This window comes from Pseudomonas sp. S11P7 (genome assembly GCF_023195435.1).
In the GTDB taxonomy this organism is placed as follows: Bacteria; Pseudomonadota; Gammaproteobacteria; order Pseudomonadales; family Pseudomonadaceae; genus Aquipseudomonas; species Aquipseudomonas fluorescens_G.
Genome location: NZ_JALPKS020000002.1, coordinates 3,864,955 through 3,880,331 on the forward strand (window position 1 = coordinate 3,864,955; position 15,377 = coordinate 3,880,331).

16 protein-coding genes are annotated in these 15,377 nt (G+C 59.9%); all 16 read right to left on the minus strand.

The window, feature by feature from the left end; all coding sequences use genetic code 11:
- Positions 1-12: 12 nt before the first annotated feature.
- Complete coding sequence (fliE, locus tag M0746_RS17775; RefSeq protein ID WP_090282354.1) at positions 13-342, minus strand: flagellar hook-basal body complex protein FliE; 330 nt, start codon at positions 340-342, stop codon at positions 13-15.
- Positions 343-470: 128 nt separating this feature from the next.
- A complete protein-coding gene (locus tag M0746_RS17780; protein WP_258450083.1) occupies positions 471-1,853 on the minus strand; it encodes a sigma-54-dependent transcriptional regulator in 1,383 nt (460 codons plus the stop codon).
- Positions 1,854-1,858: 5 nt separating this feature from the next.
- Entirely contained in the window at positions 1,859-3,070 is a 1,212-nt protein-coding gene (locus M0746_RS17785; RefSeq protein ID WP_208938241.1) for a sensor histidine kinase, read from the minus strand.
- Positions 3,071-3,180: 110 nt separating this feature from the next.
- Entirely contained in the window at positions 3,181-4,656 is a 1,476-nt protein-coding gene (locus M0746_RS17790; protein WP_208938242.1) for a sigma-54 dependent transcriptional regulator, read from the minus strand.
- A gap of 172 nt (positions 4,657-4,828) precedes the next feature.
- Complete coding sequence (locus M0746_RS17795; RefSeq protein WP_016771085.1) at positions 4,829-5,125, minus strand: hypothetical protein; 297 nt, start codon at positions 5,123-5,125, stop codon at positions 4,829-4,831.
- Positions 5,126-5,136: 11 nt separating this feature from the next.
- A complete protein-coding gene (gene fliS / locus M0746_RS17800) occupies positions 5,137-5,535 on the minus strand; it encodes a flagellar export chaperone FliS (protein ID WP_090282350.1) in 399 nt (132 codons plus the stop codon).
- Between the two features lie 129 nt (positions 5,536-5,664).
- Positions 5,665-7,113 (minus strand): flagellar filament capping protein FliD, encoded by a 1,449-nt coding sequence (fliD, locus tag M0746_RS17805; RefSeq protein WP_258450084.1) that lies wholly within the window; start codon positions 7,111-7,113, stop codon positions 5,665-5,667.
- Positions 7,114-7,195: 82 nt separating this feature from the next.
- Positions 7,196-7,552 carry a flagellar protein FlaG gene (locus tag M0746_RS17810; protein WP_208938244.1) on the minus strand — a complete coding sequence of 119 codons (357 nt, stop codon included), beginning with the start codon at positions 7,550-7,552 and terminating at the stop codon, positions 7,196-7,198.
- A 72-nt stretch (positions 7,553-7,624) separates the two neighbouring features.
- A complete protein-coding gene (locus tag M0746_RS17815; protein WP_073472782.1) occupies positions 7,625-8,476 on the minus strand; it encodes a flagellin domain-containing protein in 852 nt (283 codons plus the stop codon).
- A 242-nt stretch (positions 8,477-8,718) separates the two neighbouring features.
- Entirely contained in the window at positions 8,719-8,985 is a 267-nt protein-coding gene (locus tag M0746_RS17820) for a hypothetical protein (RefSeq protein ID WP_258450085.1), read from the minus strand.
- Positions 8,982-10,271, minus strand: coding sequence for a motility associated factor glycosyltransferase family protein (locus M0746_RS17825; RefSeq protein WP_258450086.1), 1,290 nt, complete (start codon positions 10,269-10,271; stop codon positions 8,982-8,984). The genes M0746_RS17820 and M0746_RS17825 overlap by 4 nt, the downstream gene beginning before the upstream one ends.
- An 86-nt stretch (positions 10,272-10,357) precedes the next feature.
- Positions 10,358-11,284, minus strand: coding sequence for a ketoacyl-ACP synthase III (locus M0746_RS17830; RefSeq protein ID WP_206414928.1), 927 nt, complete (start codon positions 11,282-11,284; stop codon positions 10,358-10,360).
- Positions 11,285-11,511: 227 nt separating this feature from the next.
- The gene (gene pseI, locus M0746_RS17835) at positions 11,512-12,564 is read right to left on the minus strand and encodes a pseudaminic acid synthase (protein ID WP_208938248.1); all 1,053 of its coding nucleotides are present in this window, start codon (positions 12,562-12,564) and stop codon (positions 11,512-11,514) included.
- A complete protein-coding gene (gene pseG, locus M0746_RS17840; protein WP_258450087.1) occupies positions 12,557-14,062 on the minus strand; it encodes a UDP-2,4-diacetamido-2,4,6-trideoxy-beta-L-altropyranose hydrolase in 1,506 nt (501 codons plus the stop codon). The genes pseI and pseG overlap by 8 nt, the downstream gene beginning before the upstream one ends.
- A complete protein-coding gene (pseF, locus tag M0746_RS17845) occupies positions 14,059-14,754 on the minus strand; it encodes a pseudaminic acid cytidylyltransferase (RefSeq protein WP_258450088.1) in 696 nt (231 codons plus the stop codon). Before pseF ends, pseG begins: the two co-directional genes overlap by 4 nt.
- Positions 14,751-15,371 (minus strand): pseudaminic acid biosynthesis-associated methylase, encoded by a 621-nt coding sequence (locus tag M0746_RS17850; protein WP_208938251.1) that lies wholly within the window; start codon positions 15,369-15,371, stop codon positions 14,751-14,753. The genes pseF and M0746_RS17850 overlap by 4 nt, the downstream gene beginning before the upstream one ends.
- Positions 15,372-15,377 lie beyond the last annotated feature (6 nt).

Sequence of the window (15,377 nt, forward strand, 5' to 3'; positions counted from 1 at the left end):
TCAATCTCGCCCTTATACCGGCATCTGCATGATGTCTTGATACGCCTGAACCAGTTTGTTGCGCACCTGGGTCAGAGCCTGGAACGACACGCTGGCTTTCTGTGACGCGACCATCACGTCGGTCAGATCGACGCCGCTCTTGCCGACCTCGAAGGCGTTGGCCAGTTGAGTCGACGCCTGCTGGGTATCGCTGACTTTGTTGATCGCTTGACCGAGCATGTCGGAAAAGCTGCTGCCCGCCAGTTCAGGAACAGCGGCGGTCGATTTGCGCGCAGACATGGCATCCACTTTCATGGCCTGCATGTCCATCATCAACCGATTAAATTCAATACCTTGGCTCATGGTCTACTCTCTTGGGCGGCCCGCAATTTTTTGACACTTCACTCGGCGGGTACACAGGTATTAGCAACAAGGGTGCCAGCTAACGGGCACCCCTTTGAGAAAAACATGTTGATTGTTTGCGCGGCGATTCAGGTGGCGAACAGATAAGCTTCGACGTCCATCCCGGCATCGCGCATCTGCGCCAGTTTGTAGCGCAAGGTACGCGGGCTGATGCCGAGTTTTTCCGCTGCTTCCTTGCGTCGGCCGCGCTCGGCCCGCAGGGTGTCGATGATCATCTGAAACTCCCGGCGGCGCAGGTCATCGCCCAGCGCACCGGACGAATCAGCCTCGACTTCCAGCTCTCGAACCGCCGGCGCGGCGACCGGCAAAGCAGCCACCGGCAGCGCGCCGGCGAGACAGAAATCCTGCGGCTGAATCAACCCGCCCTGCTGCAGGATCAGCGCCCGTTGAATGGCATTATCCAGCTCGCGCACATTCCCGGGCCATGGATAGGCCGCGAGGCATGCCTTCGCTTCAGGCGAAAGTCTTGCCGCGGCGTGCTTCATTTTATTGACGTGCTTGGCCAGCAATCTTTCCGCCAGCGGCAGGATATCGGCAGTGCGCTCGCGAAGTGGACGCCAGGCCAGGGGGAAAACCGACAGGCGGTAAAACAGATCCTCACGGAAGCGCCCCGCCGCCACTTCGCCCGCCAGATCACGGTTGGTGGTAGCGACCACGCGGATATCCAGGGTGATCGGCTTGCGAGCGCCAACGCGCTCGACTTCACGCTCCTGCAAGACACGCAGCAACTTGGCTTGCAGGCCCAGAGGCATCTCCGATATTTCGTCGAGCAGAATGGTGCCACCGTCGGCCTGCTCGAACTTGCCCGGCTGAGCGGCGATGGCGCCGGTAAACGAACCTTTCTCATGACCGAACAACGTCGCTTCGAGCATGTTGTCGGGGATCGCCGCGCAGTTGATCGCAATGAACGGTTGATTGGCGCGGTGCGACTGCTGGTGAATGTAGCGCGCCAGCACTTCTTTACCAGTGCCGGACTCGCCAGAGATCAATACCGTGGAATCGCTGCGCGCCACCCGTGCGGCAAGATCGAGCAACTGCGCACTGGCCGGCTCGACGGCTATCGGCCCCTCGACTTCGCCGGCATTGATATTGCCCAGCGCATGCCGCGCCACCAGATCGAGCAGCGCCTTGGGCTCGAACGGCTTGACCAGATAATCCGCCGCGCCCTGACGCATCGCGTCGACGGCACGTTCGACGGCACCGTGGGCGGTCATCAGCAACACCGGCAATTGCGGCTGGCGTGCACGCAACAGTGCGAGCAGTTGATGGCCGTCCATGCCGGGCATGTTGACGTCACTGACCACCAGATTGAAGGCTTCGTGCGCCACGGCCGTCAACGCGTCCTCGGCGCAACCGACCGCGCGGTAATCGTACCCGCCGAGCAATAGCGTATCGGCCAGCGCTTCGCGCAACGAACGGTCATCTTCGACCAGCAACACCTTGATGCCCATGACGTTTATTCAACTCCCTGTGCGGCGGAAAACAGCGGCAGGCAGACCTGCGCGCAAGTACCGCGCCCCACGCGCGAACGCAGGGTCAACTCGCCCTGATGCGCGCGGGCCACCGCCTTGACCACGGTCAGGCCGAGGCCGGTACCGGTGACTTTGGTGGTAAAAAACGGCTCACCGAGGCGCGCCAGAACTGTAGGGTCAATGCCGCTGCCACTGTCGCTGACACACAGGCGCAATGTGTTTTCACGGGTGTAGCAATGCACTTTCAGGCGCGCTTCGCCGGCGCTGGCCTGAATGGCGTTTTCGATCAGATTGAGCAGTGCGCCGACCAGTGTGTCGCGGTTGCACAGCAACTCACCGGAATGACTGTCGCACTGCCAGCGGATTGGCAGGTCCTGCACATGGGTCAGCGCTGCTGCCTGCAACGATTGCATCAAGGCATCGGGCGTGAGGCGATCGGTGAGCGGCAGCTCGCCGCGAGCGAACACCAACATGTCGCGCACCTGATGCTCCAGTTCATGCAAACGCTCTTTCAGGCGTCCGGCAAACCTTTGCTGGGTTTCCACCGGCAGTTGCTGTTCAGTCAAATGACTGGCGTAGAGCAAAGCCGCGGACAGCGGCGTACGAATCTGGTGAGCCAGTGAAGCAACCATGCGCCCCAGCGAAGACAAACGCTCGTGGCGCGCCAGCTGGTCTTGCAGATGACGGGTTTCGGTCAGATCGTTGAGCAGCACCAACTGCCCCGGCTCGGCGTCAAGCGAGCGGGTTGAGATCGACAGGCGTCGACCGTTTTTCAAAGAGATTTCGTGACCGTCGTCTTCACGCGGCGCGAAGCAACGTGCAATCACATGACGCCAGAGCTCGCCTTCGAGTGGCGAGCCGAGCAAGTCGATGGCAGCCGGATTGGCTTCGCGCACCAGACCGTGGCCGTCGATGACGATCACGCCGCCGGGGAGTAAGTCGAGGAGGTTTTGCAGGCGATTGGCCAGGCGTTCCTTTTCCGCCAGCTCCTGCATGCGCTGGGCGCTGACCACGGCCAGCTCGCCCTTGAGTTCGGTCACCCGCGCTTCGAGCATGCTGTAGGAATCGGTCAGCTGGCTGGACATCTGGTTGAACAGCTCGAACGCCTGCTCAAGTCCCTGACGGCTTGCCTGCTCTACGGACGAGGGTTGCCCCACGATATTGGAGGCAGAAGAGATCTGGGCGGCTTGGGGCATTGTGCTCTCTCGCTTGGCTGACCGTCAGTGAAACGGAACGTTGCGAGGGGTGTAGCAATACCCGTGCCTAAAAAAAAGCGCTTATAAATGAAGCACCTGGAAAACAGGCGTCAATCATCCGCCTGTTCGTCTCCATCGCGCCGGCTCATGCCGTACTTGCGCATCTTCTCGACCAGCGTGGTACGACGGATGCGCAAGCGTTCCGCCGCACGCGCCACAATGCCGTTGGCATCGTCCAGCGCCTGCTGGATCAGGCCCTGCTCCAGACCACCGAGGTAGTCCTTCAGATCCAGGCCTTCCGGCGGCAGCAAGGCGTTGGCGCTGAAATCCGGCGTGTGACCATTGATGGCTACGCGCTCTTCCAGATCACTGCGCAGGCTGTCGACCATCTGCTCGTCTTCGTCGTCGACGTAGCGGAATTTCTTCGGCAACTCGACCACGCCGATCACCCCGTACGGGTGCATGATCGCCATGCGCTCGACCAGGTTGGCCAGTTCGCGAACGTTGCCCGGCCAGCCGTGACGGCACAGCGACATGATTGCCGCCGAGTTGAAACGGATCGAACCGCGCTTTTCGTGTTCCATGCGCGAGATCAGTTCGTTCATCAGCAACGGGATGTCTTCGACGCGCTCGCGCAGCGGCGCCATCTCGATCGGGAACACGTTCAGGCGATAATAGAGGTCTTCGCGGAAGCTGCCGATCTCGATCATGCTTTCAAGATTCTTGTGCGTCGCCGCGATGATGCGCACGTCAACGCTCTGGGTCTTGTTGCTGCCCACGCGCTCGAAGGTCCGCTCCTGCAGTACGCGCAGAAGCTTGACCTGCATCGGCAACGGCATGTCGCCAATTTCGTCAAGGAACAGCGTACCGCCGTTGGCCAGCTCGAAACGCCCGGCACGGCTGGTGATCGCCCCGGTGAAGGCGCCCTTCTCGTGGCCGAACAGTTCGCTTTCCAGCAATTCGGCCGGGATCGCGCCGCAATTGACCGGCACGAATGGCGCATCACGGCGCTTGGAATGGTAATGCAGGTTGCGCGCGACCACTTCCTTGCCGGTGCCGGACTCGCCAAGGATCAGCACGCTGGCGTCGGTGTCGGCGACCTGCTGCATCATCTGACGGACGTGCTGAATCGCCCGGCTGGTGCCGACGAGGCTGCGAAACAGATTGGGTTCGCGATGACGACCGCGCTCGCGGGCCTGGTCATACATCTCGCGATAGACTTGGGCACGGTGCAGCGAATCGAGCAATTTGCTGTAGCTGGGCGGCATTTCGAGGGTGGAAAGCACCCGCCGACGCTGGTCTTCAGGCAAGTCAACGGAAGAATTATCGCCCATCAACAAAACCGGAAGGAACTCATCCCAGGTTGAGAGTGTCTTTAGCAAGCCCAAAAGCGCACCAGGAGCATTGACGGTCCCGATCAGTACGCAAATGACCTCACGACTAGATGACAAAGAGCCGACAGCCTGCTGCCAGTCATGGCTGCCGCAGGGCAAATTTTCTTCGCCGAGAAAATTCAAAATCACCGCCATGTCACGGCGGCGGACGCTATCGTCATCGATCAGCAGAATTTTGGTTTCACGCCACATGCAATAGCAACTTCCCTAGTCAACTCAATGCCCGAAAAATGGGGCAAGCGAGACGCTTGCAGGACACCATGTGCCTGTAGACGCCCTAAATCTGATAATAGCCACTAGTTAAGTCAAAAAACCGTGCACAGTCAAATTTATGGCGCACATGTCTGGATTAACTGACGGTTAATTAGCCAAACAGATGGTAAACCTTTGCCGCTTTTTGCGCTTGGGTGATCTGCGACATCTCATTGGCTATCGCCTGCCGCTCGCCCATGGCCACTTCGAGAAGCTCCTTGTAAACGAACAGCAGCTCTTCGAGGTTGTCGCGCAACGCGACTTCGTCCAGCGAGGCTTCCGCCATGACGTCTTCCATGCAGGACCGGCAAGCCAGATCCAGCTCGCCGATGGCTTCCCAATTGCGTTCGGCCAGAGCACCGACCAGCGCCTCACGGGTATCGGCAATTCGCTGCAATACAAGGCTCATGACGCTCTCCTTCAGAACTGCGGAGCAGGCACAGGCGCGATGGCGTCCCAGCCTTCCTTGACCGTGCTCAGCAAGCCGGCAACCTCGTCGAGAATGCGCGGGTCACTGCTGATGTTCGCCTCGGCGAGACGCTTCATCATGTAAATGTACAGGCCATCCAGGTCGGCCAGCGCTTCCGCGTTGTTTTCCAGGTCGAGACCTTCGCGCAGACCGCTGACAATGCCGATCGCCTTGCTGATCGAAGTGCACTTGCCAGGTATGTCCTTACGCTCGATGGCGCCTTTGGCCTGAGCGATGCGTGCCAGGCCACCTTCCATCAACATTTGCACCAGACGGTGCGGGCTCGCTTCGGATGTCTGCGCATGGGCACCGACTTTTTGATACTGCCGAAGGGCTAACATCGGGTTCATGTTCTACCTCATTGCCACAATGACTCGTATAACCAGTGTATCGCCAACGAGCCTGAAAACTTTAGATCAAAAGACAAAAACCCGGCACACGCTGAGCTAGCGTAGCCGGGTTTTTGTCGTTACCAACGGTTACTTCGCGGACTGCTGAGCATTCAGCGAGCTGAAGAACGAGGTGATGTTGCTCGCCGTCGCTTTCATCTGCCCTACCAGCAAGTCCATGGCGTTGTACTTGGCGGTCAACGTCGTGGTCAGGTTGGCGACGCGCAAGTCGAGCGCCACCTGCTGCTTCTGCAGGCTGCTGGTCAGATTGGTCAGATTGGAACTGCGCTGATCCAGTAGCCCGCCCGTCTTGACGTAAGGATCGACTGCCGCACTCATGCGTGCCAGCAGACCGTTTTTCGCGTCGGTACCGCTGAACAATTGCTGGACCTGGCCAGCCATGCCCGGGGTTTCCATACGCTTGTTGAACACGGAGGTATCGAGCGTCAGCAAACCGGTCTTGCTGTCAGTCAACACGCCCATCTGCGACAGCACGGACAATTGCCCTGCTCCGCCCGCCCCTGGATCGGTCAACTGAGCGCGCACATCTGCCATCAACGAACGCGGCAGAGCGTCACCCGTGAACGCTGCCGAAACGGTCAGGTTGCCATCGGCGTCCGGCGTTGCCTTGGACAAGGTGTCGATGGTTTTCTTCAAGGTGTTATAGGAGTCGATGAACGACTGCAGCGACGTCTGAATCCCGGCGGTATTGGTGGCGACCGACACGGTAGATGGCGTTGCCACGCCACCGACGAGAGGACTTGCGGTGACCAGATTCAGGGTCATGCCGCTGATTGCACCGGTCACGGTATTGGTCTTGCTGGTAACGGCGAGGCCGTCGATGGTCAGACTGGCATCCATCGCCAGCTTACCGACAGCGCCGGACGCACCGGCTGCCGGGCTACCACCCATTTCCTGGGTGCCATCAATCTCCAGACCAGCGATCCCGCTGACCTGCAGGTCCATGCCGGCACCTGTCTTGTTCGAGCTGAGCACCAGACGCGACGAACCGGTGCTGTCGGTCACGATGTTGGCCGAAATACCATTGCTGGCCTGCGCGGTGTTGATCGCATCGCGGGTGGACTGCAAGGTGGCATTGGCCGGAATCGCGACATTGTAATCAATGCCATTCTGACTGATTTTCAGAGTACCACTCGGAATGGCACTGGCGGCCCCGCCGGCGAAGGCGGCACTGGCTACTTTCGAGCCGGTGGCCAGATTTTTCACAACAACGCTATAGGTACCCGGTACGGCGGTTTTATCCGATGTGGCACCGACAACCGTCGGCGTGTCCGAAGTCGCAGTAAAACCGGCGAACGCCGGGCTCGTTGCCTTGTTCAGATCACCCATTGCTTTCTGATATGCCGCCAATGCACTTTTCAGCGAACCGACGCCAGAGATCTTCAGGCTATTGGTTTTCGTCGCGGTATCGATCTGCGTCTGCTTGGCAGACTTGTCGGCGTTGACCAGCGCAGTCACGATAGCGCCGATGTCCAGGCCGGAACCCAGTCCGGAACCCGGTAGAATTGGACTTGCCATGTGCATCTCCCTTCAGATTGTTGCCATTCTTTTGACCGTTAAAGGCGTCTTGGGAACGAACAAACACTATTCATGCCATTTATCAGACTTTGGCGTCGAACAACACGTGACTTGCATTGGCGAGGCTGTCCGCCAGCTTGAGGGCTTCGGCGGAAGGAATCTGCCGAACGACTTCACCTGTCTCGCTTGCGATCACCTTGACGATGACTTTGCCAGAATGCTCGTCAATCGAGAACTCCAGATTACGCTTGATCGACTGGACGAACTTTTCGATCTCTTGCACCGCCAGTTTCAACTTGGCGCCGTCCGAATCCTGATCCTTGGCAGCGACCGGTGCTTCAGTCTTTTGGACTTTCGGCAGTTCTGACGGTTTGTCAGCAACCGGTGGCACTGGCTTGGGAGCCGGATAAGACACGTTAAGCTTTACGCTCATGTCCATGCCCATCACCTCTTAACGTAAAAAAGCGAGAGAGCACGACAAGCGCACTCCCCCGCTTAAACTCGATCCGAATTACTGAAGCAGCTTCAGTACAGCGGAAGGCAGTTGGTTGGCTTGAGCCAGTACGGAGGTCGAAGCTTGCTGCAGAGTCTGCTGCTTGGTCAGGTTAGCAGTTTCAGCGGCGAAGTCGGTGTCCTGTACACGACCCTGAGCAGCGGTGGTGTTTTCAGTGATGTTCTGCAGGTTCTGGATGGTGCTGGTCAGACGGTTTTGCGAAGCACCCAGGCTGGCACGGGTTGCACCGATGTTAGCGATAGCTGCGTCGATTGCAGTGATCGCGCTGTCGATGGCAACGGCAGCGTCAGAAGGGCTGGCGCCAGTCAGTACAACAGTGCCGCTGCCAACCGACAGGCTGACGGCGTCGAACTTGGAGCTCAGTACCAGGTCGATGTGGTTAGCCGAACCGGTGTTTGCGCCCACTTGCAGGGTCACAGTACCAGCCGAACCGTCCAGCAGGTTTTTGCCGTTCAGGTTGGTCGAAGCCGAGATACGGGTGATCTCGTCGGACATCTGAGCGAATTCAGCGTTGGTAGCGGTCTGGTCAGCAGTGCCGTTGGTACCGTTACGGGCTTTAACAGCCAGTTCACGCATACGCTGCAGGATGTCGGTAGTGGCTTGCAGAGCGCCTTCAGCGGTCTGGGCAACGGAGATACCGTCGTTGGCGTTCTGGATGGCCTGGGTGTTACCGCGGATCTGCGAGGACATACGGTTGGAGATCTGCAGGCCGGCAGCGTCGTCTTTAGCGCTGTTGATTTTCAGGCCGGAAGACAGGCGTTGCATCGAAGTCGACAGAGCGTCGGAAGCGCGGTTCAGGTTTTTCTGAACGTTCAACGATGTGGTGTTGGTGTTTACTGTTAAAGCCATGACGAATTCCTCGTTGGTTGGGTACTGCGGCTTCCGGCCCTGGCAACCGCCGGGTATGGCCTAGAGAACCTTCGTAATAGTTATCGTCGGGTTTGCAGGTTGCTTGAGGGCTTTTTGAAAAAATTTTGCCATCACCACGCCACCCCCGAGAAAACAAAGACTTAGCCGCCGTCCAACCGCGAAAAACTGACGCCATAAAACCGCCTGCCGCGCAAAGCGGCGGGCCAGCGCCATCGGCCTGTTCAGGCCGCAGCACGTTCCAGCAGATCTACCAGTTCGTACTCCATATAATCCGCCAGGGCCAACCAGTCCTGACGCTCCTGACATTCGAACATTTGCGTCAACACCTGCGCCCACTGCTGCTGCGTCTCTACTGAGGCAGACGCCAGGCACTGCTGGGCGTTTTCGAAGACATCGACCATGCTTAGCGCGGCCTCGACATCACGGCCCAGGCGAAACAGCGCTGCAGTGTCGCGGCACTGTTTCATGCAGCGCCCCAAGGCATTCATTGCACGAACTCCTGATTGAAAGCGGTTCCGGCGATCAGCGCCCCGGATCGACTGCTGTTGAGAAACTCGACCTGCGGATGCGCAGCGATGTAGCGCTCAAGCACACACAGATAACCGCGAAAATTCAGCTGAGTGCTGACGCGCTGGCCATGGCCGTCACGCACCCAGTGCCGCGCCTGATTCACCGGTGGCCCGAGGTCGCCGTCATCCCAACCGGCGTGAGTCTTGTTCATCGGGAACGCGAAGTCAGCGCCAAACAGGGTGATCGTCGCAGCGCCCATCTTCACTGCAAGATCCACCGCCGGATGAATCACGCTGCCGCCGACGTGCAACTGGCCGCGCGGATATTGCTCACGCAAGTCCGCATAGATCGGGCTCGCGGAATAGCCGCCGTAGCGTTTGCCCTTCCAGGCCTGCAATACCGTCGGATCACTCATCGGCAGGTACACCAGCGGGATGCCATCGGACTGTTCAAAAGGCAGATGGCGGAAGCCGATGCGTTGATCGATGCTCACCACCAGATCCGGCGCGATGCCATGTTCGCGCAGCGGGCGATACGCGGTATCGACACAGATGAACAGAGGCCGCTCGGCACGTTGGCGGATCGCCGCCAGACTTGCGAAATGCTGCTCCAGGCTCGGCCCGGTGGCAATCACATAGATTTCCCGCCCGGCGCAGCTACCGAACAGTTGCGCCACATCGGCATCGCCGAGCAACACCGGCAGGCATTCCTGCAAGCGCTGCTGGATCTGCGCTGACTGCGGATCGAACTCGCGGTTGTTGAACGTCAGGTGAATTTCATTGACCAGTCGATCACGGATTTTCGCGTTAGCGTCATCGGCCAGCAGCAACTCGGCAGGCAGGGCGAAAAACGGCGTGAAGAAGTCAGCATGCTCATCGGCGTAAAACAACTCGACGCGCGGATCGTCCAGCCACTGGCGCTGATCGAGCAGTTGCAGCACCAGTGCGAACAGTGCGCCATTGAGGATATGCACGTACAAGCGCTCAAGACCGGCACGCTTGAGCAGCACGCCGGGCAAATCGCCCAGGCCGGTGCCATAGACATGCAGTTGCGGTTTTTCCGCCAGGCTCGCCGCCTGTACCTGCGCCTCATGCAAGCGATCATGCCGGCTGGTCAGTTGCACGCCATTGACGCTCAGCGTCGAGCCGAGCCCGTGCACCAGTTCAGCAGCAACGCTTGCGCTGTCCTCGCCCAGCAAGCGCTCGAACAGCGCCGGCCAGCGCAGCTGCAACACCTGCGCATTGGCTTGAAAAAACTCGCTCATGACGCCTCGCGCTCCGTATCAGGCAAAAAAATAGCGTTCAAGGTTAACCTTGAACGCTATTTTTGTATCTGCCGTTTTCGTCTGAATCAGGGACGATAGATGATCGCCGAACCCCACGACAGACCCACCCCGAAGCCGCTCAGCGCGACGCGCTGCCATTGCGAATCGAGCGCGTGTTTTTCCAGCAGCAACGGAATGCTGGACGACACGGTGTTACCGGTCTCGACCATGTCCTTGATGAACTTCTCTGGCTCGCCTTCGAAACGTCGCGCCACGGCATCGACGATCGCCGCGCTGCCCTGGTGAATGCAGAACGCATCGATGTCATCGGACTTGAGGCCGGAATCATCGAGCAGCTCGTGCAAATGCGCCGGGACCTTGAGCAGGGCAAAGTTGAACACCTGACGCCCGTTCATGAAGAACACGCCGTCGGTGACTTTCAAATGCGGTGCGCCGGAACCGTCCGTGCCGAACTTGGCCTTGCCCAGCGCCCAGGTCGGGTCTTCGCCCATCCAGGTGGCGGTGGCCGCATCGCCGAACAGCATGGTGGTGTTGCGGTCTTCCGGGTCGACGATTTTCGAGTACGGATCAGCAGTGATCAGCAGGCCGTTTTTCAGGCCGGCGGCTTCCATGAAGCCTTTGATCGCGTAGATACCGTAGACATAACCGGAGCAGCCCAGAGAAATATCGAAGGCCGCTACGTTGGTTGGCAGGCCCAGTTTGTCCTGCACGATCGCCGCGGTGTGCGGCAGGCCTTCTTCGTCGCCGTTCTGGGTGACGACGATCAGCGCGTCGATCGATTCGCGCTTCAACTGCGGGTTGCTGGCAAACAGCGCATTGGCCGCTTCCACGCACAGGTCGGAGGTTTCCTGTTCAGCGTCTTTGCGCGGCAGGAACGCCGAGCCGATCTTGCCAAGGATGAATTCTTCATCCTTCTCGAATTTTGCACCTTGTGCGTAATTGTCCACGCCGGCTACAGGAACGTAGCTCGCAATGCTTTTTATGCCAATCATTACGGCTTCCCAATAAAAAACAGCCCAAGACCACCGCTCGCAAGGATTTCGAGGGGCGCCGACAAACAGCAAATGGCCGCCACAACGGGCAGCCACGGGGAGCGCTAAGGGCTATCACTGGAACCGCAATACGGGCCAGGCGCCATCTCCCCGATCAATACAATACAGTGAAGATGCGCGTTATGACTCGCAGGTCACGCTATTTAGCCGAATCGGTGCAGATCGGCTTATTCGAGCAGCGACCAGTCCAGCGGCGTACCGCGCTTGATCGGCGCGCGGGAGCGGCGGCCAAGGACGGCGTCGGTGTGCTTGGGCGGCAGACCGAGACCCGGGCGAATCGCGCGCAGATTGTCGCGACTGAAGGTGTCACCGGCGGCCATGTCGGCGGTGACATACAGCGAGCGCCGATACACCAGCGACTTGCGCTCGGCCTCGGTGACGCCGTAATGCACCTGGCCCATGGCTTGCCAGGCGCGCTCGGTTTCCACCACCAGGCTGGCCATTTCTGCCGGCTCCAGGGAAAAACTGGCGTCGACGCCACCGGCTGAACGGTCGAGGGTGAAATGTTTTTCAACCACCGTTGCCCCCAGCGCCACCGCCGCCACGGAAACACCGACGCCCATCGAGTGATCGGACAGCCCGACCTCACAACCGAACAGTTCCCGCAGATGCGGGATCGTGCGTACGTTGCTGTTGAGCGGGGTCGCCGGATAGGTGCTGGTGCACTTGAGCAGCACCAGATCCTTGCAGCCCGCCTCGCGAGCTGCACGCACGCTTTCATCCAGTTCGGCGATGCTGGCCATGCCGGTGGAAATGATCAGCGGCTTGCCGGTGGCCGCCACGCGACGAATCAGCGGCAAATCAGTGTTTTCAAAACTGGCGATCTTGTAGGCCGGTACATCGAGGCTTTCGAGAAAATCCACCGCGCTGTCATCGAACGGTGTCGAGAACGCGAGCATTCCCAACTCTTTGGCCCGAGCGAAAATCGGCGCGTGCCACTCCCACGGCGTGTGGGCTTTTTCGTACAGCTCGTACAGCGAGGTGCCGGCCCACAGGCTGCTCGGATCCTTGATGAAAAACTCACCTTCGGACAGATCCAGGGTCATGGTCTCGGCGGTATAGGTCTGCAACTTCAAGGCATGCGCCCCGGCCCGGGCGGCGGCCTCGACGATTTGCAGGGCGACCTCCAGCGACTGGTTATGGTTGCCGCTCATCTCGGCAATGATGAACGGCGGCGCATCGGCACCGATCGAGCGATTGCCAATCTTGAAGCTAGTCATGCGATTGATCCTTCAGAACACGGGTGAACACGCAGGCCTCCTGGCTGAAGCCGGCGTCACGAAACAGATTCAACGAGGGCGCGTTGCCCGGCAAAACCCGCGCGGTGATGGCTTGCAGTTGCGCCCAGTGCATCGTGACGAAAGCTTCGCCCCGCGCCAGCAGCGCCCTGCCCCAGCCCAGACCGATGCGCCCCTCAAGCAGATACAGCGACACTTCAGCGTCAAACTCCCGCAGGTCATACCGCACCACACCGACGGCACCGTCGTCGGCCTCGGCAATCAACAACAGCCGCTGCGGGTTGCGCAGACTCGCCGTCAGCCAGTCCAGATGCTGCGGCCAGTCGATCACGCTGGAGTCCAGCGACCCGCGCCGCACCGCTTCGGCATTGCGCCCGTCGAACAGCAACTGCGCGTCGTCGAGCGTTGCCGGACGCAATTTCAGCACCGCGCCGGCCAATGCTGCCGCAACACGCTCGGCGCCACGGCCATCGACCAGTTGCCGCGAACGTTCGGCCAGGCTCTGGCGCAAATAGAAATTGTTGCCGACGAAACCGACCGCATCGCGCAATTGCTCAACGCTGACTTGCTCACGGGCGCCAAGAAACACATGCGCGCCCGCAGCGGCCATGACTTCGCCGTTGGCCTGCTGGTTATTCGACACCGCGATACAGATCGTCGGTAACCCAAGCGCCGCACGCTCCCAACTGGTACCGCCGCCCGCGCCGATGAACAGATCGGCCTCGGTCATGCGCTGATAAAAATCGCTGACAAAACTGTGCAAGCGCCAGTTCGGCCGCGTCTCGGCCAGCGCCTGCATTTGTGCCCACGCCGGGTTGTCGGCGCCGGCAACGAAGTCCACTTGCAGCTCGTTGAAATCGGCCAGGGCGAGCATCGCGTGATGGGTCTGCATCGCCGCATCAAAGCCGCCGAAGTTGACCAATACCCGGCGCGCCGTCGGTTTGATCTCGATTGCCGCGCAAGCGAATTCCTCGCGCAACATCGCATAGCGCGGGCCGAGCAAGGTGCGGCATCCCGCTGGCAGCAGCGGCGCATAGTTTTCGCTGAGGCCGGACAGATTCTGGTTGAGCAACAGATCGACGCTGTAGCGCCGGGTGGCCAGATCGTCCACCGCCGCGATGCGATGCGCCCAGCGCCGCGCTGCGGTTTGCCAGTGATGGTCGAGGCCGTAATGGTCGACGATGATCCAGTCGAACTCCGCCTGCCCATCCAGCAATTGGCCCAGCGCATCAATGTCGAACTGCCACGGCAACATCGATTCGATGGCCTGCAGCGGGTCCTCGTCGCGATAGCGCTCGGGCAATGCGTAAGTTTCGAAGCCTTCGGCATTCAAGGCGTCCAGCCGATGCCCCGGCAACCGCCGACAGGCAAACGCAACATGGCTGCCCTGCTGGCGCAATACCCGCGCCAAAGTCAGACAGCGGGCGATGTGACCGCTGCCAATGGTCGGCGAGGCGTCAGCGCGAATCAGCACTCTCATGAAAGCTCTCCGCCGGCCTTGAGCGCCGCGTACAGGTATTCGGCGCGTTTGAAGTCTTCGGGCGTGTCGATGTCCTGGACCAGATAGCGCGGCAGAATCACCGGCAGGCTGGCCGGTGAATACAGCACATCACCGCGCAGCCATGCAGCGCTGCGTCCCCAATAGAACTGACCAGCATCCTGATACGCCTCGGGCAGATCCTGCGAGCGGGTATTGCGAAACTCGGGATACAACGCTGTCAAGGCGCCCTCCCCGTCTACGGTCAGCGCACGCTGCACCGGAAAAGCGAAATCGCAGACCGAGAACGCAAATGATCGATCAGGATGCTGCTCCAGCAGGTCGAAACCCTGACGCAGATAGCGTGCCTGCAACAGCGGTGCAGTGGCGTAAATGCAGCAGGCAAAATCGAAGGTCGGCAACTGCTCCAGCGCATGCGCAATAACCGCCGCCGTGCCGGTAAAGTCATCGGCCAGATCGGCCGGGCGCATGAACGGTACCTGCGCACCGTGCGCCCTCGCGACCTCGGAAATCTCGACATCGTCGGTGCTGACCACAACCTGCTCGAACAAACCTGAATCCAGCGCCGTGCGGATCGAGCGGGCAATCATCGGCACGCCATCGAACGGCAAGAGATTCTTGCGCGGGATACGCTTGCTGCCGCCACGGGCGGGGATGATTGCGACGTTGCTCAAGAGCGTTTTTCCAACAGGAACCAAGTGATGTCGTCCGCCGGAAACTGCGGATCGCGGTGATAGACGAAGCCATAATCGACCAACTGCAAGTCAGCATGGCGGTCGAGCATTTCCCCGGCGAAATCACGTTTGAACAGCTTGCCGCTGTTGCCGCGGTAGGCGATTTCCACCGGCGCCGGATTGTAATACTCGGCGATCAGGATGTAGCGCTGGCTCAGCTCGTACAACTGCGCATAGGCGCGCGGCAACAACTCGGGGGCCAGATGGATCAGCACGCCTTTGCTCAGGGTCAGATCGTAGCGACGCTCGGCAGGAAAATCGAACAGCGAACCGTGCCAGATCTGCGCAATGTCCAGCGCCTGCGCCTGTGCACACGCGGTTTCGTTGATCTCGACCCCGAACAGTTCGCAGCGCGGCAATAACTGATGCAGTGCCTGCAAATTGTTGCCGGCGTTGGTGCCCAGCTCCAGCAGACTGTCGACGCGACCCGCGCGGCTCAGCGCTTTGGCGAAAAAGCCAAGATTGCCCGCCACCAGCGCCTGGCCGACGTTGCGCTCAACGTACTGGTTGCCGAATTCACCCTGCCAGAACCTTTCCTGCTCGCTCAGATCGCGCATGACACA

Excerpts from the sequence above, each read along its gene's own strand:
- M0746_RS17815 (WP_073472782.1), bottom strand. The coding sequence starts at position 8,476 with ATGGCTTTAACAGTAAACACCAACACCACATCGTTGAACGTTCAGAAA.
- M0746_RS17820 (WP_258450085.1), bottom strand. The coding sequence starts at position 8,985 with ATGAATGCCTTGGGGCGCTGCATGAAACAGTGCCGCGACACTGCAGCG.
- fliD (WP_258450084.1), bottom strand. The coding sequence starts at position 7,113 with ATGGCAAGTCCAATTCTACCGGGTTCCGGACTGGGTTCCGGCCTGGAC.
- M0746_RS17830 (WP_206414928.1), bottom strand. The coding sequence starts at position 11,284 with ATGATTGGCATAAAAAGCATTGCGAGCTACGTTCCTGTAGCCGGCGTG.
- M0746_RS17825 (WP_258450086.1), bottom strand. The coding sequence starts at position 10,271 with ATGAGCGAGTTTTTTCAAGCCAATGCGCAGGTGTTGCAGCTGCGCTGG.
- M0746_RS17780 (WP_258450083.1), bottom strand. The coding sequence starts at position 1,853 with ATGGGCATCAAGGTGTTGCTGGTCGAAGATGACCGTTCGTTGCGCGAA.
- pseG (WP_258450087.1), bottom strand. The coding sequence starts at position 14,062 with ATGAGAGTGCTGATTCGCGCTGACGCCTCGCCGACCATTGGCAGCGGT.
- pseI (WP_208938248.1), bottom strand. The coding sequence starts at position 12,564 with ATGACTAGCTTCAAGATTGGCAATCGCTCGATCGGTGCCGATGCGCCG.
- M0746_RS17850 (WP_208938251.1), bottom strand. The coding sequence starts at position 15,371 with ATGCGCGATCTGAGCGAGCAGGAAAGGTTCTGGCAGGGTGAATTCGGC.
- M0746_RS17785 (WP_208938241.1), bottom strand. The coding sequence starts at position 3,070 with ATGCCCCAAGCCGCCCAGATCTCTTCTGCCTCCAATATCGTGGGGCAA.
- fliS (WP_090282350.1), bottom strand. The coding sequence starts at position 5,535 with ATGAACCCGATGTTAGCCCTTCGGCAGTATCAAAAAGTCGGTGCCCAT.
- M0746_RS17790 (WP_208938242.1), bottom strand. The coding sequence starts at position 4,656 with ATGTGGCGTGAAACCAAAATTCTGCTGATCGATGACGATAGCGTCCGC.
- M0746_RS17810 (WP_208938244.1), bottom strand. The coding sequence starts at position 7,552 with ATGGACATGAGCGTAAAGCTTAACGTGTCTTATCCGGCTCCCAAGCCA.
- fliE (WP_090282354.1), bottom strand. The coding sequence starts at position 342 with ATGAGCCAAGGTATTGAATTTAATCGGTTGATGATGGACATGCAGGCC.
- M0746_RS17795 (WP_016771085.1), bottom strand. The coding sequence starts at position 5,125 with ATGAGCCTTGTATTGCAGCGAATTGCCGATACCCGTGAGGCGCTGGTC.